The organism is Domibacillus mangrovi, assembly GCF_001906925.1.
GTDB classification, from domain to species: Bacteria; Bacillota; Bacilli; order Bacillales; family Domibacillaceae; genus Domibacillus; species Domibacillus mangrovi.
In genome coordinates this window covers 183,279-203,492 of sequence record NZ_MRWQ01000001.1, presented here as the reverse complement: position 1 = coordinate 203,492, position 20,214 = coordinate 183,279, and the positions used below count along the sequence as shown (strand labels likewise).

The following is a 20,214-nucleotide window of genomic DNA, read 5'->3' as shown; positions in this document are numbered from 1 at the left end:
TCCGTCATATGAAACAAGCTGTTCAGCTGTCTGATAATGAAGTGAAGTCACTCATTGCAAAAAGTCAGTCTGGGGACACGCAAGCGAGAAACAAGCTCGTTGAATGGAATACAAGACTTGTTTGGTCCGTCGTACAGCGCTTTTTAAACAGGGGGTATGAAGCGGACGACTTGTTTCAAATTGGTTGCATCGGTTTGTTAAAGTGCATTGATAAATTTGACCTCTCATACAATGTAAAGTTTTCCACTTACGCGGTGCCGATGATCATTGGAGAAATTCAGCGTTTTCTACGCGATGATGGGGAAGTAAAAGTAAGCAGACGGTTAAAAGAAACGGCGGGGAAAATAAGGCGTGAACGTGAAGAGTTTACCGCTCAATTTGGGCGCCCGCCAACCATCTCAGAGCTGGCAGAACGGCTTGATATTTCAGTAGAAGAAGCGTTAATGGCACAGGAATCGGCTCGAAAGCCGGCGTCGATTCACGAAACAGTGTATGAAAATGAAGGAGAACCAATTACACTGCTCGATCAGCTGGCTGCACCGGATGTACAATGGTTTGATACGCTCGTTTTAAAAGAAGCAGTGGAAAAATTAAATGAGCGGGAGCGGCTTATTATTTATTTGCGCTATTATAAAGACTGTACACAGGCAGAAACAGCCGCACGCATAGGCATTTCGCAAGTGCAAGTTTCGAGGCTGGAAAAGCAGATTATTCGCAGTATGCGCAATGACATGAATAAAAAGTAAGCAGCACGGGGAAACTCCGTATAAAGCGGAGGTGCTAAGTGTGGAGGAAACGATATATATTAGCTTAAAACGCCACATTCGTCTCGACCAGCGATGCATTTCTTTTTTTGATGTCGCAGACGTGCAGGCGAGCGAATATATGCTCCCTGTGCTTGAAAAGATTGTTGTGAAAAAGGTGCCTCCTATAGCAGGAAACATTGTTGTTGTGACGATCCTAGAAGTCATTGATGCGATGAAAGAAGTGTTGCCAGACGCCCAAGCGGTTATTGCGGGTGATACAGAAGCGATTGTCAGTCTACAAAGTGCCGAGGTGCCATCTCCACTTTGGAAAGTGATATTCGTTTGGATTTTGTTATTTACGGGTGCAGCACTTACGATCATGAATTTTCATGAAGATGTGTCGATGCAAAAAGTGCATATTATGCTGTATGAAATCATTACCGGAGAGAAAGTTGAAAAACCATTAATGTTGCAAATACCTTATTCAATTGGTCTTGGCCTCGGTATGATCCTCTTTTTTAACCGGCTTTGGCAAAAACGGTTGAATGAGGAACCGGGGCCTCTTGACCTGGAAATGTTTAAATACGAAGAAGATATTAATGGGTATCTGGCAGCGAATGAAAAGGAACAGAAGTAAAATGGAAATAGCTTTTCTTCTTTTTTTAGGGCTGGCAGGAGGACTTGCAACTGGTGCTGGTTATGTCGCGTTCATTACAGTACTTGGCGTTATTCCACGTCTTATGTCGGCAACGAAAACGAAACTATTTATTCATGTATATGAATTGGCACTCGTTGTTGGTGTTCTTGCAGGAACATGTTTGCATATTTTTTCTGTACAGTTATCGTTCCCTGCTTTTACAACTGCGTTTATTGGTTTATTTAGCGGTTTATTCATTGGAATGGCTGCTGCTGCTTTAACAGAAGTATTAAATGTATTTCCGATACTAGCCCGCAGAATTGGTGTATTTGCGAAAGTCAATCACTTAATGATGGCTGTGGCGATTGGGAAAACAGTCGGTTCGCTTATTCAGTGGATCTTTTTTTCACCGCTTTGAAAGGAGGCCAGATGATGGCCATTCATCCGAATGAGATCGATACATATTTAGAAAAAGAAGCAGGGCTTGGCAAAAGTTTTGATGTGGGTGTAAGAAAACTGATCATTGCCGATGAGCCGCTCCATCTTTATTTTATTAATGGATTATGTGAAACACAATTTATTGTTGAACTGATGGAGACTCTTCTTACGATTGAGAAAAAACGAAAAGAAACAACAGCAGAACTGGTAAAAAATCATCTTGCTCATCAATCGGTTGAGGAAGTGAATGACCAAACGAAACTGCCGCTTTTTTTATTGTCTGGCCTCATTGTTATTGCAGTGCCAAATAGGTTATTTGCGGTAGATGTGCGCAGTTATCCAGGACGTCAGCCGGAAGAGCCGGATACAGAAAAAGTAGTGCGAGGCTCGCGGGACGGCTATGTGGAAAACATTATTGTGAACACGGCACTCACGAGACGGAGAATTCGAAACGGGCAGCTGCGCTTTGAAATGATGAAAGCAGGTACTGTGTCTCAAATAGATGTGGCCGTTGGCTATATGGAAGGAATTGCAAATGCAGATCTTGTGGAAAAAATAAAAACAGAAATTGGGAAAATTGATATTGACGGTGTTCCAATGGCGGACAAAACGATTGAAGAATTTCTCGTCAAGCAGCGTTATAATCCATTTCCGCTCGTTCGTTATACAGAGCGGGCCGATATAGGTGCGGCTCATTTACTCGAAGGACATGTGCTCCTGTTCACTGATACATCGCCTGCTGTTATGATTATGCCCGCCACTTATTTGCAGCATTTACAGCATGCAGAAGAGTATCGGGAGCTGCCGGCGGCTGGTACTTTTATTCGGATGCTTCGTTTTGTCGGTCTTTGGATGTCACTTTTTTTATTGCCGCTCTGGTTCTTATTTGCGGAGCACCCGGAAATGCTACCGAAGTCACTCTCGTTTATCGGGCCAAATGAAGAAACGAATATTCCGCTTGCCGTACAAATTATAATCGCTGATGTAGGAATCGAATGGCTTCGTATTGCGGCGATCCACACGCCGCAGCCGCTTTCGACCGCGATGGGACTTGTCGCTGCCGTCATGATTGGCCAAATCGCAATTGATACTGGTCTTTTCGTCCCGGAAGTCATTTTGTATACAGCGCTTGCTGCTATTGGTACATTTTCAACGCCAAGTTATGAACTCGGGATTGCGAATAAAATGGCTCGACTCATTTTAATTCTCGCAGTTGCTTTTTTCGGACCGGCTGGATTTGTGATTGTCACCACCCTTATATTTTTGTTTCTCGTCCGTTTGAAGCCGTTCGGTGCGCCTTATTTATGGCCGCTTATCCCGTTCGACGCCAAGTCATTAGGAACGATATTGATTCGTAAACAAGCACCGGAACAATCAGGAATACCGGAAATTAACCGGACACCTTCTGATTGACCGGTGATTTTCTTCGTGTATTGAGTAGGCAGCCAATGTGTGATATAGTACTTTTATTCTGATGCTGAGTCTTGCTTAGCATGATGTTAAAAGATCGGGGCGATATAATTATGCATACATATGGAACGGCAGCCGTCAATACGCGCGGCCATTTAGAAATTGGGGGCGTCGATGTTGTTGAACTGGCGGCAAAATACGGAACACCGCTTTATTTATACGATGTGGCGCTCATTCGTGAACGAGCAAGAGGATTTAAGCAAACATTTGATAAAATGGGTATTACAGCGCAAGTAGCATATGCAAGTAAAGCATTTGCTTCTGTTGCGATGATGCAGCTGGCTGAGCAGGAAGGGCTGTCACTTGATGTCGTATCCGGTGGGGAACTGTATACTGCTCAAAAAGCTGGATTTCCGGTAGAACGAATTCACTTTCACGGAAATAATAAAAGCCGCGAAGAATTGGAAATGGCGTTCGACGCTAATATCGGTTGTATTGTCGCCGATAACTTTCACGAACTGGCATTAATTGATGAAATTAGTCAGTCGCGCAGACAAAAAATGAGCATTTTGCTGCGTATTACACCGGGTATTGAAGCGCATACACATGACTATATTCTAACTGGACAGGAAGATTCCAAGTTTGGTTTTGATCTAAACAATGGGCAGGCAGAAGAAGCACTTGTGACGGCCATAGAGAAACCGTTTATCAACGTGCTCGGCTTACATTGTCACATCGGTTCACAAATTTTTGAAACGACAGGATTTACGATGGCAGCAGAAAAAATTATCGGGAAATTGGCAGATTGGAAAGAACGTCTCGCATTTGAATCGACGGTTTTAAATCTTGGCGGCGGCTTTGGCATTCGATACACGGCCGAGGATGATCCGTTGGAGCCTGCTGCTTATGTGGAAGAAATTATTCGTAAAGTGCAGGAAGAAACGGAGCGGTTTGACATGAACATGCCGGAAATCTGGATTGAACCGGGTCGTTCACTTGTTGGAGATGCAGGTGTTACCATTTATGAAACAGGTTCGGTAAAAGATGTGCCGAATGTACGCAAATATGTAGCGATAGACGGTGGCATGAGCGACAATATTCGTCCGGCTTTATATGAGGCAAAATATGAAGCGGTCCTTGCTAACCGAGTAAATGATCCAGTTGAGGAAGTTGTATCTATTGCAGGGAAATGCTGCGAATCCGGTGATATGCTTATTTGGGACTTGCCGCTACCAAAAGCAGCAACAGGTGACTTATTAGCTATGTTCTGTACAGGTGCATACGGCTATTCAATGGCGAATAACTATAACCGTATCCCCCGTCCGCCTGTTGTGTTTGTTGAAAATGGTGAAGCGAAAGTCGTTATTCGCCGTGAAACATATGAGGATTTGATTAAACTGGACTTGCCGCTTCAATTGCCACAGATGAATTGAAAGGTCGGTATAGTGATGAAAAGTAATGTGATTTTGCTTATATTGCTAATGTTGGTGGCGCTTGGTTGGGGCGTATATTACTGGGTTTTTATTGTGAAATAAAGGAACTATCTTGCGGACGTAAGACCGTTTTAGTAATATAGTAGGGGTAACGAAATCATGCAGGTAAATCCTGCTAATTGAAGAGGGATTTTATATGCTGATTCGATATAAAAAATCGTTTAAGAAGATTGCGATGGGCCTGCTTTCGTATATGCCCCAGGAAAAAGAATTGAAAACGCTGAAGGAAACAATGGAGTGTTACGAATCAAACGATGACTGGCAGTTGTATTTATGGAAAGTGGATGAAGACATTGTAGGCGTTGTAGGCGTCGTAATTGAGCAAAAGAAAGTAGAGATTTTACACATTGCGGTCAATCCGTCTTACCGTGATGAGGGAATTGGAACAAAAATGATCGCTGAAGTTAAAAAAACGCATCCGGATTTAAACGTAGTGCCGGGCGAAGCGATAAGCCGTTTTTACGAAAAGTGTACAAAAGAAGCCGGTAAAGGCAGCCGTTTATAACGGCGCCTTCCCGGCTTTTTTTAATTGGATTGCAAGATTGCGTGCCCTGATGACATCAGATCGATCGCGAAGCTTATGTTTTTCAAATAAAAACTGTTCATTTAGCTCTGGCTCAAACGTTTGGGTGAATTGGGCAAGATCATCAACTAGCATCTCATCTGTAATCGGGATCAGCAGAGGTGAAAAAGGAACCCCTTCTTGAAGATGATCAAGCGATTTTTGAATGACTGCTGTAAAGCGATCGGCATCAATGCCGAGCTGGATAAGTTCTTGCTGTCTTTTTGAAAAACAGTCTATCGCTTTTTCCGCCATTCGTTTGGCTCCATTTATGTTACCACGACGGTAATGGTAAAGGTAGACGGCTGATTGAATTAAACCTACCCAGACAGAATCACGTGCGCCGTCTGTTTCTTTCCAATGTTCTTCGAGCAGTTCATGACATTCAAAGTAATCACGATCAATATGAAAATGTGCCAAAAAAGCAAGGTACGGCACAGGGTATGTGTACATTATTTTCCCCCAGTCAATTAGTTGGATTTAGTTTAGCAAGGTTCATTCACATACTCAACTAGAAAATGTCGAAAGTGAATGTGAAATATACTATACTTTAATTTATGCAAAAAAGGCAATGGGAAACAGGAGAAAGAAAATGGAATATAAAGTAAAGATTGATTCTTTTGAAGGGCCGCTTGATCTGCTTCTTCATTTAATCAACAAATTAGAAATTGATATATACGATATCCCAGCTGCAGAAATTACAAATCAATATTTATTGTATGTCAACACGATGCAGGAGCTCGAACTTGATATAGCGAGTGAGTATCTTGTCATGGCAGCGACGCTTATTGCAATGAAAAGCCGTTCGCTTTTGCCGGACCATGCTTCAACAGACGATGAATATGACGAAGAGGAAGATACGGGTGAAGAATTGATGCGCCGTCTGATTGAATACAAAAAGTATAAAGAAGCGGCCGTTAAACTGCAGGAATTGGAAAAAGAACGGACAAAATTATTTTCTCGTTCGCCGGCGGATGGACTGTTTGCTCCAGTTAAAGAAGGTCCGCTTAATGTGACGATTTACGATATGCTCGGTGCTTTTCAAAAAATGACGCGCCGCAAAAAACTGTCTGTACCGAGACAAGCGACCGTCAGACGGCAAGAAATGTCTGTGGAGACCCGAATGAAGATGCTAATGAAAACACTGCATGATGCAAAGGTGCCGGTTCTTTTTGAAGACTTGTTCCAGTCACATGAGCGGGAGGAACTTGTTGTCAGTTTTTTAGCCATTCTTGAGTTAATGAAACAAAATGAAATTACTGTTATGCAGAAAGGGAGTTTTGCTCAATTGTATGTGGTGTCTGGAGGTACAACGAATGACAAATGAAAGTATTATTGAGAGCCTTTTGTTCGCTGCAGGAGATGAAGGATTGTCAGCAGCACAAATGGCTGATGTACTAGAGGTGGATGTGCAAACGGTTCAGCATGTGATCGAGCGGATGGCTGAGGCGTTCTTACACGACGATATGCGGGGTGTAACGATCACAACGTACGGCGAGGATTACAGGTTAATGACGAAAAAGGAAAATGCTCCGTTTATTCAGGCGCTAGCTGAAAAACCGTCGCCGAAAACATTGTCGCAGGCTGCACTCGAAACACTGGCGATTATTGCGTACAATCAGCCAGTGACACGAATTGAAGTGGAAGATATACGCGGAGTGAAAACGGATCGGCCGATTGCAACGCTCGCTGCCCGAGGGTTAATTGAAGAAGCGGGACGTGCTGAAGGAGCAGGCAGGCCCATTCTATATAAGACAACGACTGAATTTCTTGATGCCTTTCAATTAAAAAGCCTTGATGAGCTCCCGTCATTGTCAGAAGGAGAAGTCCAGGTTCAACAGGAAGCTGATTTATTTTTTGACCGATTTGAAGAGGCAATGGGCGAAACGATAGAAGAATAATCATGAACACGTCTCTTTTTTCATACAGTAGTGAAAAAAGGGAGGAGCGGACAAATGAAAAAAAAACTGTTGGTGATCGTCGTATCCATTCTTTTCTGCATCGCGGCTGTCCCATCCAGAGCCGATGCAGAACCGTCTGTCTCAGCGAGGAACGCTGTATTGATGGATATGGACAGCGGTCGTGTGCTGGCGTCGAAGTCGGCGCATGAACGGCGGGCCATTGCAAGTATCACGAAAATCATGACCGCGCTTCTCGCAATCGAGTCCGGCCGTATGAACGAAAAAGTAAAATTCAGTGAACGGGCACTGCAAGTGGAAGGATCGAGTCTGTATTTGGAAAAAGGTCAGTCGCTTACGCTTGAAGAACTCGTATACGGTTTAATGCTGCGCTCTGGAAATGATGCTGCACTTGTGATCAGTGAATTTGTCGGTGGCAGTACGCCTAAGTTTGTTGCGATGATGAATAAAAAAGCACAACAGATCGGTATGAAAAATACCGTTTTCATGAACCCACACGGTCTTGATGATCCGAGTCATCAGTCTACTGCCTATGATATGGCATTGCTGACGGCAAAAGCGATGGAAAATCCTGAATACCGTAAAATTGCTGGAACCGCTTTATATAAAACGAAAAGCAGCCCGGTACGCGTTTGGGAAAATAAACATCGACTTGTCAGGACAGGCGGCATGGTCACAGGCGGTAAAACAGGCTATACGAAAAAGACCGGCCGTACACTTGTTACAACCGCGAAGAAAAATGGCCTTCAACTTGTTGCTGTAACACTTGATGCACCAGATGACTGGCGTGATCATCAAGCACTTTTTGAGGACGGTTTTACAGAGTATAAACCAATCACTGTCGTGGAAAAAGAACGATTTACTGTGCCGGGAGAACATAACTTTTTTTATGCGAAAAAAACAGTGCGTTTTCCGTTAACAGATAAAGAGAAAAAGAGCTCTTATGTGCGTATTGTGCTGGAACAGAAAAAGAAAGGCGGCAGGGCAGAACTTTGGATTGGCGAAACAAAACAGCTTGAAGTCCCCATTTACCGGTCTGAAAACCCTAACCAGGACGCATCAATATGGACAAAAATGAAGGAGGCGATCCGCTAATGGTTAGTGCAGCCTTTGCTTTTTTACTATTATCTGGCTTTGTTTTTGCAGCAGTTAATGGCACGATGGCGGATGTAAATACAGCGCTTTTTCAATCGATGGAGCTATCAATTCAACTCGCTCTATCGCTTGCTGGCGTCATTTTATTTTGGACAGGCGTCATGAAAACAGCTGAAGCGGCAGGGCTTGTTCGTTCTCTTGCTGCTATTGTCCAGCCCATCCTTCGCCGTCTGTTTCCCGACATTCCGCACAGTCATCCTGTGTTTGGTTTGATCGCCTCTAATATGGCGGCGAATTTTTTTGGGTTAGGCAACGCGGCGACACCGATTGGGCTTAGAGCGATGCGGGAACTGCGCCAATTAAACGGAGATAAAGACTCAGCCAGCCGTTCTATGATCACGTTTCTCGCATTAAATACAGCTGGTGTTACGCTCATTCCGACGACGGTCATTGCGATAGGCTTAAAGCATGGAGCAACGAATCCGGCTGATATTATTTTGCCAGCCTTCCTAGCGACTGTTCTATCGGCTTGCTTTGCGATTGTGATTGACCGTCATTATGCCCGTAAGAGGAGCGGATAATGGCCGTCTGGCTCATTCCGGTAATCATTGCTTTTGTTATTGCGGCAGGGGTGTATCGGAAAGTGAACATTTATGAGACATTAACGGATGGAGCAAAAGAGGGATTGCATACATGGATTGCGATTGTTCCGCACTTAGTGATTATGATGGCAGCAGTCGCTGTGTTTCGCGCGTCAGGTGCCGCCGCATGGCTAGCTAGTCTCTTTGCGCCGGTCACATCACTATTTGGCATCCCGTCAGAAGTCGTACCTCTTGCTATTATTCGGCCGATTTCCGGATCCGCTACACTGGCTATGCTTGATCAGATTATGCGTGAATTCGGTGCGGATTCATATATTGCAAAACTTGCGGCTGTTATGCAGGGAAGTACCGATACAACGCTGTACGTGCTGGCTATTTACTTTGGTGCAGCCGGTATCAAAAAAACGGGCGATGCGCTGAAAATCGGGCTGCTCGCAGATGCTGCTGCGTTTATATCAGCTGTTTTTGCTGTCACCTGGCTTTTATAGCCAGGTCTTTTTTAATCTGTTTTCTTTCTCTTTTTCTCTATTTGTGCCATAATGCTTTAGGGTATTGAAGACACAAATAGAGGTGAAATAAATGGAACGATTGCAAAAAGTGATTGCACAGGCAGGCATTGCGTCGCGAAGAAAAGCGGAGCAGCTTATTGAAGAAGGAAAAGTGAGCGTCAATGGGAAAAAAATTACAGAACTCGGCACAAAAGTTGGATTGAATGATGAAGTAAAAGTAGAAGGTGTGCCAATTGAGCGTGAGCGAAAAGTCTATTATTTATTTTATAAACCGCGCGGGATTATTTCAGCAGTGACAGACGATAAAAACAGGAAAACGGTCGTTGATTATTTCCCGCATGTGGAAGAGCGTATTTTCCCAGTTGGCCGTCTTGATTATGATACATCGGGTTTACTTCTCATGACGAATGACGGTGAATTCGCCAACTTAATGACGCACCCGCGCTATCAAATGGATAAAACGTACATTGTGAAAACAGAGGGCATTGTAGAGCGGCATTTGCTGAAGCGAATTATGTCAGGGCTGCAACTCGAAGACGGAAAAACGGCACCAGCAAAAGTGAAAGAACTAGCTATTGACCGTAAGAAGAACCGTTCGCTTCTTGAAGTGACCATTCATGAAGGACGAAATCGTCAAGTGCGCCGCATGTTTGAAACAATAGGTCATCCCGTTCAGAAGCTTCGGCGTGAGCGATTTGCACATTTAACGCTGCACGGACTGAATGCAGGAGAATACCGTGAGTTAACGGCTCATGAAGTAAAACAACTGCGTACGCTCGCTGAAACAGGCAGCCTGCGCTAGTTCATAAAACGTTCACATAACAGAGCGGTGCTATTTTCTGCAAATACAACAAGTAATGATATAATGTACGTAGTTTTCAAACATGCCGGCATTGTGAAAGAAATAAGTGGAGGTTGGCAGTCAATGGATAAAAAGAAAAAACGGCTGTACATACGAACGGCCATTCTCGGTGTGCTTGCGGGACTCGTCATTTATACGCTTTACACAAATTTGACGAAAGAATCGCGCGGTACGCTTGAAGTGGGAGAGAAAGCACCTGATTTTGTATTGACCGACATGAATGGCAAGCAGCACCGCTTATCGGATTATGAAGGAAAGGGCGTCTTTTTAAACTTCTGGGGTACATGGTGTGAACCGTGTAAAAAAGAAATGCCGCACATGGAAAAAATGGCGCAGGAGTATGCGGGCGAAGTGGAAATTCTAGCTGTCAATGTGGGAGAGTCCAATTTTCAAGTGCAAAACTTTGCGGACCAGTACGGGTTAACATTCCCGATTGCCATCGACAAAAGTAAAGAAGTGATGAACACATATGGGGTTAATCCGCTTCCGACAACGTTTATGATTACGCCTGACGGGACGATCGACCAAATTGTTATCGGCGGCTTAATTGCAGAAGATCAGGTGCGGGCGTTATTCGAACAGGTGAAACCATAATCATAAAGGGAGTTTTAGTATGGGGAAAGTAAAGTGCGAATGCGGGCATGTGAATCCGCACGGCACGATTTTATGTGAATCGTGCGGCCGGTCGCTGACAGACGAAGCAAAAAAAGAGAATCTCGTCGATATGCGCTATGAAGGGAGTGCCCGCCGCTCACAAACATATAACAAGACGATTATTGATAAAGTGTGGAACTTTTTTTCCTCTGTCAAAGTCGGCATATGGATCATTGTATTGATCCTTGTCGCCGCCTCATTCGGGACCATTTTGCCGCAGGAATTTTACATTCCGTCAAATGTGGGACCGGAAGTCTATTATGAAGATGTATACGGCTGGTTCGGGAAGATATATTATATGATCGGGTTTCATGATTTATATAATTCAATCTGGTTCTCAGCACTCATTGCGGCGCTTGGCGTGTCACTCGTTATTTGTAGTCTTGACCGGGTCATTCCGCTGTACCGCGCTTTGAAAACGCAACGTGTCGACCGGCACGAGTCATTCATGAAGAAGCAGCGTCTTTTTGCGGAGCAACCCGGTTCGCTGCAAGAAGCAGACATGGAAAAAGTTCGTGCTGAACTGAAAAAGAAACATTATAAAATCCGAGAAAAAAACGGCTCTCTTTTGGCAGAGAAAAATCGATTCTCAAGATGGGGGCCTTATGTCAATCACATCGGGCTCATTCTTTTTTTATTTGGTGCAATGCTGCGCTCCGTACAAGGGATGTACGTTGATGAATTGCTTTGGATTCGCGAAGGTGAAACGATGCAAATTCCGGGTACGGACGGAGAATATTACGTGAAAAATGACCAATTCACGCTTGAAAATTATGAAGAAGGTGAAGATTCGGAAGTTTTCAATGAAGCGATTAATCGCGTAGGCACAGTGGCAAAAAATTATCAGACAGATGCCATTCTTTATCGCGATGAAAACAATGGTCTGCCGGGTGCAAAACCTGAACTTTCAGAAGTAAAGCATGATGATATACGAGTGAATGAGCCGATGAAATTTGACAATTTTGCTGTGTATCAGACAAGTTTCCGCCAAGATGAAATGAAGGCGATGCATTTTGCGCTGACGAATAAAGAAACAGGCAGAGAATTTGGTGAAGTCGTCGTTGATTTGTTTGATCAGCAGGCAATGTATGATCTCGGTAACGGTTATAAAGTAGAGTTGCTTGGCTATTACCCTGATTTTGACGGGTTTACGGAAGAAGGAGAGCCGATTTCAAAATCTCCTTTGCCAAACAAACCAGCTTTTCTCTTTAACATGATTTCACCTGAAAAGCCGGACGGTGAAGTAAGTTTTGTTGAAATTCAAAATACGATGGAACCGCTCGGTGAAACGACGTATAAAATGGCGTTTAAAAACCTGGAAACGCGTGATGTATCCGCATTGACCATCCGTAAAGATTTAACCCTGCCTATACTTAGCATTGGCGGTATCATCTTCATGATCGGTGTTATTCAAGGCGCATACTGGAATCACCGCCGAATCTGGATTCGTGAAAAAGATGGATCTATTTATATGGCCGGTCATACGAATAAAAACTGGCACGGATTGAAAAGAGAAATTCATACAATTTTAGAGGGGACAGCGCTTCCAGAGCCGGAAGATAGACAAACGGATTAAAGGGGGACAAAAGCTCAATGTCAGATTTAGCAGGAGTAAGCAGCACGTTGCTGTATGCAGCATTTCTTTTATATTTAGTCGCGACCATTCTTTTTGGCGGATCAATCCGCCAAAAAGGCCTTCGTGAAGGCAAGGGATTAAATCGGTGGGGAAAGCTGGCCATTACGGTTACGGTCATTGGATTTGTAGCACAGTTAGGGTATTTTTTCACACGCTGGGCAGCGGCAGGGCATGCACCGGTTAGTAACTTATTTGAGTTTACAACATTTTTTGGCATGATGATCGTCGGGGCGTTCATTTTAATGTTCTTTATTTATAAAACGGCTGTGCTCGGTTTGTTTGCTTTGCCTGTCGCGATTATCATTATTGCGTATGCAAGCATGTTTCCTCGTGAAATCAGCCCGTTAATTCCCGCGCTTCAAAGTCAATGGCTACATATCCATGTGACAACAGCCGCATTGGGACAAGCGATATTAGCGATTAGTTTCATTGCCGGTATCATCTATCTTGTGAAAAATATCGATCAATCTATTAGCACGAAAAAAACAAAGTGGCTTGAGACGGTGATGTTCTTTATCGTAACGGTTGTCGGCTTTATCATCGTAACAACTGGTTTTGCGCTTGCAGATTACAGTGCAACCTTTGACTATGTTAATAAAGAAGAAGCAGCAGCCGTAATGGAATATAACGTTCCCGCACTTGTTGGGCCGAATGAAGGGGTACTTGTAACAGATGGGAAAATGAGTCCATTTGTTGATATGCCGGCATTAATTAATGCAAAAAAATTAAATACGGTACTTTGGTCTCTTGGTGCTGGTATTATTCTTTATCTTGCCATTCGACTAATTACACGTAAACGAGTTGCAGCCCTTTTGCAGCCGCTTGTCCGCAATGTCAGCTCTGATTTGCTCGATGAAATTAGTTACCGATCTGTCCTAATAGGCTTTCCTGTTTTTACACTGGGGGCGCTTATTTTCGCGATGATCTGGGCGCAAATTGCCTGGACACGTTTTTGGGGCTGGGACCCGAAAGAAGTGTGGGCGCTTATTACGTTTTTATTTTACGCTGCATTTCTTCACCTCCGTCTATCAAAAGGATGGCATGGTGAAAAATCGGCCTGGCTTGCTGTGATAGGTTTCGGGATTATCATGTTTAACCTTGTCGCGGTTAACCTTGTTATTGCCGGCTTACATTCATATGCAGGATAAGAAAAATGCCTCTGCTTTGGCGGAGGCATTTTTTTGTACTATAATGGGGATATCGTGTGTACTTGGGAGGGGAATATCATTGGAAAAAGAAATGAGAATTTTAGTGGTAGATGACGAGGATCGCATTCGCCGTTTGCTTCGTATGTATTTAGAGCGAGAAAATTATGTGATTGATGAAGCGGCGAATGGGGAAGAGGCGTTGGAAAAAGCGACAGCTAGTGATTACGATTGTATCTTGCTTGATTTAATGATGCCAGGCAAAGATGGTATTGAAGTATGCCGTGAGCTTCGAGAGACAAAAACGACGCCAGTCATTATATTGACGGCTAAAGGAGAAGAAGCAAACCGTGTGCAAGGCTTTGAAGTAGGCACAGATGATTATATTGTGAAGCCGTTCAGCCCGCGTGAAGTCGTTTTGCGAGTAAAAGCGCTTTTACGCCGGTCATCCCCGACAACATACTTGCAGGCTGATACGAAAACGAAAGATTTAATCGTCTATAAACATTTAACGATTGATAACGATGCTCATCGCGTAACGGCCGATGGGGAAGAAGTGAATTTAACACCGAAAGAATATGAACTTCTTTATTTTCTCGCTAAAGCACCGGATAAAGTGTTTGACCGTGAGCATTTATTAAAAGAGGTGTGGCATTATGAATTTTTCGGGGATTTACGAACAGTGGATACGCATGTAAAGCGGCTTCGTGAAAAGCTGAATAAAGTATCAGAACAGGCAGCTAAAATGATTATTACTGTCTGGGGCGTTGGCTACAAATTTGAGGTCGGAAATGAATGAAAATATGGCGAAGTGTTGTCGGGAAGCTATGGGCTACAATCCTGCTTCTCGTTTCATTTGTTCTAGCCTTTTTAACGATTTTACTGCTTGAGTTTTTCGAAAACTATCACATTACTCAAGTTGAGCAGCAGCTGGAAAATACAGCAGAAAAAATTGCAACGGTCATTGCTGATCATGAAAATAAAGCGACCGGTTTAGAAGTTGCGTGGGAGCTTGTAGATGATCCGGCTCACGTCATGATCGCTGAAAATGAAGATGTCTATCATTATTCGCCTGTTGAAATAGATGAAGCGAAATTAAGCAAAGAAACCATTACCGGTGACCCGACGTTGTCAGCCGTTTTTGAGGACCAGCAAAAAGTGCAGGCAGAAGTGCCAATTGACGAAGGATCGAGTTTAGACAGCCGCTATGAAAATTCATTTATTGTCGGTGTGCCTTTTCAAATGAATAAGGGGGAAAATGGAGCTGTCTTTATTTATCAGTCGCTGCAAGTAATGAAAGAAACGACCCAACAGACGACAAAACTTATTTTAGCGGCAGCGGGTATCGCCATCATTTTAACCACCTTTTTTGCTTTCTTTCTATCCACACGTGTCACAGCACCGCTTCGGAAAATGCGGGAAGCAGCAACAGAATTGACGCAAGGGAATTTTGATATGAAAGTACCCATTTTAACGAATGATGAAATAGGGGCACTGGCAACGTCCTTTAATAAAATGGGGTATCAGTTGAAAGGAAACATTCATGCGCTTAATCAAGAAAAGGAACAGCTATCGAGTATTTTAAGTTCAATGGCAGATGGGGTTATTACACTCGATCAAAACGCAAACGTGCTGATTACGAACCCGCCAGCGCATCAGTTTTTACATAACTGGCAATTTGAAAACAAAGGGAGTGGCAATGAAGACGAAGTGCCGACACTGTTAACTGCTTTATTTAAAGAAGCGGTTAAAACAGAAACAGAGCAGGAAGGTGAATTGACGATGCAGGGCCGTTCTTATGTCATCATCGTCAGCCCGCTTTATAATGATGAATCCGTACGCGGTGCCGTGACGGTCGTTCGGGATATGACGGAAGAAAGGCGTCTTGATAAATTGCGTGAAGACTTTATTGCCAACGTATCCCATGAATTACGTACGCCGATTTCCATGATGCAAGGCTATAGTGAAGCCATCGTCGATGATATTGCGTCTACAGAAGAAGAAAAGCGAGAAATCGCACAAATTATTCATGAAGAGTCATTGCGGATGGGGCGTCTTGTTAATGAACTGTTGGATCTTGCCCGTATGCAGGCCGGCCATATGACGCTTAATAAAGAAGAGACAGACATTGAGCCATTTTTGATCCGTGTGACCAATAAATTTCAGGGTGTTGCAAAGGAAAAAAACATACACTTGTCAGCGAAAACGAGTTATTCTCATGCGCCAGTATCGATTGATGAAGACCGGATTGAACAGGTGCTTACAAATTTAATCGACAATGCGCTGCGTCATACGCCGGAGAAGGGAAACGTGACAGTCGTGCATGAAGTAAAAGAACTGTATCATGTCATTCGCGTCGAAGATTCCGGTTCTGGTATTCCGGAAGAGGATTTACCCTTTGTTTTTGAACGTTTTTATAAAGCAGATAAAGCGCGGACGCGCGGACGTTCAGGAACCGGGCTTGGTTTATCGATTGCAAAAAACATCGTTCATGCGCACGGTGGTACGATTAAAGTACAAAGTCATCTTGGACAAGGTACTGTTTTTTTCTTTACCATACCAAGACAAGCTTGACAAAATAATTCCAAATCTGAGATAATAAATTTCAAATTTAATCAATTCATCTTCGGGGCGTGGTGAAATTCCCGACCGGCGGTAATTGGAGATCAGTCTCCTTAAGCCCGCGAGCCGATAAGGCAGGATCCGGTGCGATTCCGAGAGCCGACAGTATAGTCTGGATGGGAGAAGATGAAGGTATGCCGGCGTTCAAAATGATGCATGATGGACGTTTATTTGAGCATGACTTTTCTCCCCTTAGGCCTCCTGCTTAAGGGGATGTTTGCTTTTCGGTATACCTTCCTTCTGAAGAGATGGATCACAAGAAGGGGAGAATTAAATATGAAGAAGAACAAAGTACGTGTATTAACGATGCTGGGACTGCTTTCAACAATATCGTATTTGTTGATGCTGATCAATTTTCCAATCCCGCCATTTCCACCCTTTTTAATGATTGACTTCAGCGATATTCCCGCACTGATTGCCGCTGTTGTCTTCGGCCCAATTGCGGGCATTACAGTCGAATTTTTGAAAAATGTATTGAATTTTATTATGATAGGAAGTCCAACTGGCGTTCCAGTAGGCCATCTTGCCAACTTTGTGGCAGGAGTTACCTTTATATTACCTGTTTATTACGTATATAAACGATTTGAGTCTAAAAAAGCGATGCCATTTGCGATTTTAACGGGTGTTATCTTCATGTCTGTGATGATGAGTGTGCTGAACTACTATGTTATTTTACCGGCGTATACACTGTTCCTAGGCTCACCGGCTATGAGTGGTCCGGAAATGCGTCAAATGATTGTCACGAGTATTTTGCCATTTAACATTGTAAAAGGAATGATCGTTGGTATTGTATATTACATGATTTTTGTTCGCTTGAATAGCTGGACGAAAAAACAGCTGGCGGCTTAACAAAAAAGAAGCCCTGCTCCTTAAAGAAGCAGGGCTACTTTTTCTATTCGAATTTAAGGGGATCGCCGTCAAATGCTTCATCAGCAATTTTGATTGAGTCTGTCGGGCAACCTTCAAATGCGTCCTGCATGTCTTCTTCCAGAATATCAGGAACGGCAGCAGTACCTTCGTTATCATCTAAAATAACGAATGCAAGGCCCTCGTCGTCATAATCATAAATATCGGGTGCTGCAGCGCCACAAGCACCACAAGCGATACATGTGTCTTTATCGACAATCGTATACTTTGCCATGATGGACCTCCTATAAAATTTGTCAGTAAGCGTCGATTAAACACTTCTACTCCTCATTTTAAGTCTGATTAAATTACTTTTCAATACAAAATTCTTTGAAATTTAATGAAAACGCATACATTTTGAGGGGATAAAAAGACAAGAACGCACGTTTTGTGGTACAATAAAGTGAAATTACAAAATGAAGTAAAAAAGAGGTGATGTATGTGAGGTGTCTAGAGGCGGTTATTGTAAATGCTATAAAGGCTGTAGAAGGAGAACGCACATCATCATCTGTTTATCATTTACTAAAAGGAAAAAAATCCGCACAGACGATTCAAGATGCACATTTATACCGATTAACGAAATGGTTTCATACTGCTCCATTCTTAACACTCTCCTCATTTGAAACCATGATGAACGGCCTTATAAAAAAAGCATACATAACGGGTGATTTGCAGCGTCCTTTCGTTACACAAGAAGGAGTAGAAAAGATGAATCGCCTTTTTCAGCAGACAGGTTCGTTTAACGAATTATCGGGATGGCATTTCTCTGGGGCAGCCTCTGTGTTTTTTAGTCGAATGCAACTGCTTGTTCAGGTAGCTTCTCATCTTGCTTACAGTGATTCGTCTTACTATCCGGTAACGCGTGATGACCGAATCCTTGAATGGGTGAAGAGATATTTAACCTATATGCCATGTTCAAAAAAAGAACTCTCACCCCGTCTTTATGGTGAACTCGATTGTCTCTTTCAACAACTGCAAGAACGGCCTGAGTGTATTGTTATCCGTTTTTCAGGTCATAAACAGACCGGTAAAACGATTGCACAAGCAGCGGAACGGCTTGAAATGGAAGAAACAGAATACTGGTTCCGATTTCTTCATGCTCTCCATTCGATGATCAAACATATAACAGAATCAGGTCCGAGAACCCCATTGCTGCAGGCGGTGTTGATGGACATACATGATCCGCTGACATTGACAATATCGGCACGCCAGACAGCGGATTACTTAAAAAAAACGATGACAATAGACCAAATTGCTGCAAGCAGGCGGCTAAAAAAAGCAACGATTGAAGACCATATTGTTGAGCTGGCGTTGAATGATCCATCATTTTCGATACGCCCGTTTATTGAAGAAGAAAAAGAGGCAGCGGTCATTGAAGCAGCAAGGCGTGTTTCAAACCGTCAATTAAAGCCATTAAAAGAAAAACTGCCGGATCATTCTTATTTTCAAATCCGACTCGTACTGGCGAAAGAAAGTGGGAAATCGGTATGAACGTAGAAAATGTGCTTTATGAGCGATTTGGTTTTGCAGCATTTCGCCCTGGACAGCGTGAGACGATCGAGTCCGTTTTATCTGGACAGCATACATTAAGCATGCTGCCAACCGGAACAGGAAAATCGCTCTGTTATCAGTTACCCGCTTGTTTACTTCCGGGGACGGTCTTAATCGTATCGCCGCTTCTATCGCTTATGCAGGATCAGGTGGAACAATTAAAGATGCGAGGGGAAAAACGGGTTATTGCGTTAAATTCATTTTTACAATATGAAGAAAAAACAGCGGCACTTGCCAATTTGAGCCGGTACAAATTTATTTTTTTATCACCAGAAATGCTTCAATTGCCGCACGTAATTGGGGCGCTATGTCCGTTAACTGTTTCGTTATTTGTTGTGGATGAAGCGCACTGTATTTCACAGTGGGGATATGATTTTCGTCCGGATTATCGTCTGCTGGGCGACGTTCGTCATGAACTTGGCAGCCCGCTGACGCTTGCGTTAACCGCAACAGCCACAGAAAAAGTACGACAGGATATTATAGAGGGCCTTCATCTAACGGAAGTGAAAAAATGGGTATTTTCTGTAAATCGGCCGAATATTGCTTTACAGGTAGAGATGCTTCAAAATCAAGTTGACAAGCACCGCCGGCTTATTGAACTTGTTACTTTTTTTAAAAAGCCTGGAATCGTCTATTTTTCAGGAAGGAAAGCAACAGAAGAAGCAGTCATTCAATTAAAACAGGCGGGTATTATAAGGGCCGCCTATTATCATGGCGGGATGGAGGCAGATGATCGCTTACTTATTCAACATCAATTTTTAAAGGGGGAACTAGATGTTGTATGCGCAACGAGTGCATTTGGGATGGGCATTAATAAAGAAAATGTCCGATTTGTTATTCATTATCATATGCCCCCGCAAATAGAGTCTTATTTACAAGAAATTGGGCGGGCAGGACGTGATGGGAATCCATCAATTGCTGTTCTTTTATATGCCTATGGGGATGAGTCGCGTCATGAATTTATTGCAGAGATGGAGTTTCCAGATGACGGACAGGTTAGGCAGTTGGCGGAGTATTCGGTGAGTCCGCGCGATATACAGCCGTCGCTATCTGAGACGCAAGAGCGTTTTGCTGTTCATTATAAACGAGAAGCAAATAAAAAAAGCTTGAATGCGGCTGTATATATGAAAGAAAAACGAGATCATTTACTGGCACGAAAAGCGGAAAAACGCAATGAAATGGTTACATGGATTTTGTCCACAAACTGCCGCCGGGCGAACTATATGCACTTATTTAACGAAAAGCCAATTAAACAGCCGCACTGCTGTGACTGCTGCCGCAGTATTGATTTGTCCATATATAAAAGTGAATCAGTAAGCAGACGCAGTGAAGAACAGCTGAACTGGCGCAATATGCTAGCTCAGTTACTACCGGGAAAATGACCTATTAACCAACGCGTTCTTGTCAAGTATAATAAGAATAGTTAA

At 43.3% G+C, this 20,214-nt stretch carries 22 protein-coding genes and 1 riboswitch; of the genes, 20 read left to right on the top strand and 2 right to left on the bottom strand.

Features of this window, described 5'->3' with window-relative positions:
- Positions 1-8 precede the first annotated feature (8 nt).
- The 6 genes from sigF to BLL40_RS00965 all read left to right on the top strand — a co-directional run bounded on the left by sigF (position 9) and on the right by BLL40_RS00965 (position 5,229).
- Positions 9-746 carry an RNA polymerase sporulation sigma factor SigF gene (gene sigF / locus BLL40_RS00990; RefSeq protein WP_073710043.1) on the top strand — a complete coding sequence of 246 codons (738 nt, stop codon included), beginning with the start codon at positions 9-11 and terminating at the stop codon, positions 744-746.
- 40 nt (positions 747-786) lie between these two features.
- On the top strand, positions 787-1,383 hold the full coding sequence (locus BLL40_RS17955) for a stage V sporulation protein AA (protein WP_073710042.1): 597 nt from the start codon (positions 787-789) through the stop codon (positions 1,381-1,383).
- A gap of 1 nt (position 1,384) precedes the next feature.
- The gene (locus BLL40_RS00980) at positions 1,385-1,801 is read left to right on the top strand and encodes a stage V sporulation protein AB (protein ID WP_073710041.1); all 417 of its coding nucleotides are present in this window, start codon (positions 1,385-1,387) and stop codon (positions 1,799-1,801) included.
- Positions 1,802-1,815: 14 nt separating this feature from the next.
- Positions 1,816-3,234, top strand: a complete 1,419-nt coding sequence (locus BLL40_RS00975; RefSeq protein ID WP_073710040.1) for a spore germination protein — start codon at positions 1,816-1,818, stop codon at positions 3,232-3,234.
- A gap of 110 nt (positions 3,235-3,344) precedes the next feature.
- Positions 3,345-4,664, top strand: a complete 1,320-nt coding sequence (lysA, locus tag BLL40_RS00970) for a diaminopimelate decarboxylase (protein ID WP_073710039.1) — start codon at positions 3,345-3,347, stop codon at positions 4,662-4,664.
- A 196-nt stretch (positions 4,665-4,860) separates the two neighbouring features.
- Positions 4,861-5,229 carry a GNAT family N-acetyltransferase gene (locus tag BLL40_RS00965; RefSeq protein ID WP_073710038.1) on the top strand — a complete coding sequence of 123 codons (369 nt, stop codon included), beginning with the start codon at positions 4,861-4,863 and terminating at the stop codon, positions 5,227-5,229.
- Here the strand turns inward: BLL40_RS00965 and BLL40_RS00960 are convergent.
- The gene (locus tag BLL40_RS00960; protein WP_073710037.1) at positions 5,224-5,739 is read right to left on the bottom strand and encodes a DUF309 domain-containing protein; all 516 of its coding nucleotides are present in this window, start codon (positions 5,737-5,739) and stop codon (positions 5,224-5,226) included. The two genes, BLL40_RS00965 and BLL40_RS00960, sit on opposite strands and share 6 nt — an antisense overlap.
- A gap of 139 nt (positions 5,740-5,878) precedes the next feature.
- Between BLL40_RS00960 and BLL40_RS00955 the strand changes: the two genes are divergently transcribed.
- The 12 genes from BLL40_RS00955 to BLL40_RS00900 all read left to right on the top strand — a co-directional run bounded on the left by BLL40_RS00955 (position 5,879) and on the right by BLL40_RS00900 (position 17,179).
- Positions 5,879-6,613, top strand: coding sequence for a segregation/condensation protein A (locus BLL40_RS00955; protein WP_073710036.1), 735 nt, complete (start codon positions 5,879-5,881; stop codon positions 6,611-6,613).
- On the top strand, positions 6,603-7,187 hold the full coding sequence (scpB, locus tag BLL40_RS00950; protein ID WP_073710035.1) for an SMC-Scp complex subunit ScpB: 585 nt from the start codon (positions 6,603-6,605) through the stop codon (positions 7,185-7,187). Before BLL40_RS00955 ends, scpB begins: the two co-directional genes overlap by 11 nt.
- Before the next feature lie 54 nt (positions 7,188-7,241).
- The gene (locus BLL40_RS00945) at positions 7,242-8,300 is read left to right on the top strand and encodes a D-alanyl-D-alanine carboxypeptidase family protein (RefSeq protein ID WP_073710034.1); all 1,059 of its coding nucleotides are present in this window, start codon (positions 7,242-7,244) and stop codon (positions 8,298-8,300) included.
- Positions 8,300-8,881, top strand: coding sequence for a nucleoside recognition domain-containing protein (locus tag BLL40_RS00940; RefSeq protein WP_073710033.1), 582 nt, complete (start codon positions 8,300-8,302; stop codon positions 8,879-8,881). The genes BLL40_RS00945 and BLL40_RS00940 overlap by 1 nt, the downstream gene beginning before the upstream one ends.
- Positions 8,881-9,390 (top strand): spore maturation protein, encoded by a 510-nt coding sequence (locus BLL40_RS00935; protein WP_073710032.1) that lies wholly within the window; start codon positions 8,881-8,883, stop codon positions 9,388-9,390. The genes BLL40_RS00940 and BLL40_RS00935 overlap by 1 nt, the downstream gene beginning before the upstream one ends.
- Before the next feature lie 91 nt (positions 9,391-9,481).
- Positions 9,482-10,213: a pseudouridine synthase gene (locus BLL40_RS00930; RefSeq protein WP_073710031.1), complete on the top strand. Its 732-nt coding sequence runs from the start codon at positions 9,482-9,484 to the stop codon at positions 10,211-10,213.
- A gap of 123 nt (positions 10,214-10,336) precedes the next feature.
- Positions 10,337-10,867 (top strand): thiol-disulfide oxidoreductase ResA, encoded by a 531-nt coding sequence (gene resA, locus BLL40_RS00925; RefSeq protein WP_073710030.1) that lies wholly within the window; start codon positions 10,337-10,339, stop codon positions 10,865-10,867.
- A 19-nt stretch (positions 10,868-10,886) separates the two neighbouring features.
- The gene (resB, locus tag BLL40_RS00920) at positions 10,887-12,503 is read left to right on the top strand and encodes a cytochrome c biogenesis protein ResB (protein ID WP_073710029.1); all 1,617 of its coding nucleotides are present in this window, start codon (positions 10,887-10,889) and stop codon (positions 12,501-12,503) included.
- A gap of 17 nt (positions 12,504-12,520) precedes the next feature.
- Positions 12,521-13,711 (top strand): c-type cytochrome biogenesis protein CcsB, encoded by a 1,191-nt coding sequence (ccsB, locus tag BLL40_RS00915; RefSeq protein WP_073710028.1) that lies wholly within the window; start codon positions 12,521-12,523, stop codon positions 13,709-13,711.
- A 79-nt stretch (positions 13,712-13,790) separates the two neighbouring features.
- Positions 13,791-14,507: a response regulator transcription factor gene (locus BLL40_RS00910; RefSeq protein ID WP_073710027.1), complete on the top strand. Its 717-nt coding sequence runs from the start codon at positions 13,791-13,793 to the stop codon at positions 14,505-14,507.
- Positions 14,504-16,282, top strand: a complete 1,779-nt coding sequence (locus tag BLL40_RS00905) for an ATP-binding protein (protein WP_073710026.1) — start codon at positions 14,504-14,506, stop codon at positions 16,280-16,282. Before BLL40_RS00910 ends, BLL40_RS00905 begins: the two co-directional genes overlap by 4 nt.
- Before the next feature lie 44 nt (positions 16,283-16,326).
- A riboswitch (FMN riboswitch) is annotated at positions 16,327-16,462 on the top strand.
- A gap of 144 nt (positions 16,463-16,606) precedes the next feature.
- The gene (locus BLL40_RS00900) at positions 16,607-17,179 is read left to right on the top strand and encodes an ECF transporter S component (RefSeq protein WP_073710025.1); all 573 of its coding nucleotides are present in this window, start codon (positions 16,607-16,609) and stop codon (positions 17,177-17,179) included.
- Positions 17,180-17,222: 43 nt separating this feature from the next.
- On the opposite strand, the gene BLL40_RS00895 is transcribed toward BLL40_RS00900, so the two are convergent.
- A complete protein-coding gene (locus BLL40_RS00895) occupies positions 17,223-17,471 on the bottom strand; it encodes a ferredoxin (RefSeq protein WP_073710024.1) in 249 nt (82 codons plus the stop codon).
- Positions 17,472-17,677: 206 nt separating this feature from the next.
- Here BLL40_RS00895 and BLL40_RS00890 point away from each other — a divergent pair, with 206 nt between their 5' ends.
- Together BLL40_RS00890 and BLL40_RS00885 are read left to right on the top strand one after the other, a co-directional pair.
- Positions 17,678-18,727, top strand: a complete 1,050-nt coding sequence (locus BLL40_RS00890) for a YpbB family protein (protein WP_159434168.1) — start codon at positions 17,678-17,680, stop codon at positions 18,725-18,727.
- The gene (locus BLL40_RS00885) at positions 18,724-20,169 is read left to right on the top strand and encodes a RecQ family ATP-dependent DNA helicase (RefSeq protein WP_073710022.1); all 1,446 of its coding nucleotides are present in this window, start codon (positions 18,724-18,726) and stop codon (positions 20,167-20,169) included. Before BLL40_RS00890 ends, BLL40_RS00885 begins: the two co-directional genes overlap by 4 nt.
- Positions 20,170-20,214 lie beyond the last annotated feature (45 nt).

What these genes read in the sequence shown, in the direction of transcription:
- sigF (WP_073710043.1), top strand. Translation starts at nt 9, where the DNA reads ATGAAACAAGCTGTTCAGCTGTCTGATAATGAAGTGAAGTCACTCATT.
- BLL40_RS00980 (WP_073710041.1), top strand. Translation starts at nt 1,385, where the DNA reads ATGGAAATAGCTTTTCTTCTTTTTTTAGGGCTGGCAGGAGGACTTGCA.
- BLL40_RS00975 (WP_073710040.1), top strand. Translation starts at nt 1,816, where the DNA reads ATGGCCATTCATCCGAATGAGATCGATACATATTTAGAAAAAGAAGCA.
- lysA (WP_073710039.1), top strand. Translation starts at nt 3,345, where the DNA reads ATGCATACATATGGAACGGCAGCCGTCAATACGCGCGGCCATTTAGAA.
- BLL40_RS00965 (WP_073710038.1), top strand. Translation starts at nt 4,861, where the DNA reads ATGCTGATTCGATATAAAAAATCGTTTAAGAAGATTGCGATGGGCCTG.
- BLL40_RS00960 (WP_073710037.1), bottom strand. Translation starts at nt 5,739, where the DNA reads ATGTACACATACCCTGTGCCGTACCTTGCTTTTTTGGCACATTTTCAT.
- BLL40_RS00955 (WP_073710036.1), top strand. Translation starts at nt 5,879, where the DNA reads ATGGAATATAAAGTAAAGATTGATTCTTTTGAAGGGCCGCTTGATCTG.
- scpB (WP_073710035.1), top strand. Translation starts at nt 6,603, where the DNA reads ATGACAAATGAAAGTATTATTGAGAGCCTTTTGTTCGCTGCAGGAGAT.
- BLL40_RS00945 (WP_073710034.1), top strand. Translation starts at nt 7,242, where the DNA reads ATGAAAAAAAAACTGTTGGTGATCGTCGTATCCATTCTTTTCTGCATC.
- BLL40_RS00940 (WP_073710033.1), top strand. Translation starts at nt 8,300, where the DNA reads ATGGTTAGTGCAGCCTTTGCTTTTTTACTATTATCTGGCTTTGTTTTT.
- BLL40_RS00935 (WP_073710032.1), top strand. Translation starts at nt 8,881, where the DNA reads ATGGCCGTCTGGCTCATTCCGGTAATCATTGCTTTTGTTATTGCGGCA.
- BLL40_RS00930 (WP_073710031.1), top strand. Translation starts at nt 9,482, where the DNA reads ATGGAACGATTGCAAAAAGTGATTGCACAGGCAGGCATTGCGTCGCGA.
- resA (WP_073710030.1), top strand. Translation starts at nt 10,337, where the DNA reads ATGGATAAAAAGAAAAAACGGCTGTACATACGAACGGCCATTCTCGGT.
- resB (WP_073710029.1), top strand. Translation starts at nt 10,887, where the DNA reads ATGGGGAAAGTAAAGTGCGAATGCGGGCATGTGAATCCGCACGGCACG.
- ccsB (WP_073710028.1), top strand. Translation starts at nt 12,521, where the DNA reads ATGTCAGATTTAGCAGGAGTAAGCAGCACGTTGCTGTATGCAGCATTT.
- BLL40_RS00905 (WP_073710026.1), top strand. Translation starts at nt 14,504, where the DNA reads ATGAAAATATGGCGAAGTGTTGTCGGGAAGCTATGGGCTACAATCCTG.
- BLL40_RS00900 (WP_073710025.1), top strand. Translation starts at nt 16,607, where the DNA reads ATGAAGAAGAACAAAGTACGTGTATTAACGATGCTGGGACTGCTTTCA.
- BLL40_RS00895 (WP_073710024.1), bottom strand. Translation starts at nt 17,471, where the DNA reads ATGGCAAAGTATACGATTGTCGATAAAGACACATGTATCGCTTGTGGT.
- BLL40_RS00885 (WP_073710022.1), top strand. Translation starts at nt 18,724, where the DNA reads ATGAACGTAGAAAATGTGCTTTATGAGCGATTTGGTTTTGCAGCATTT.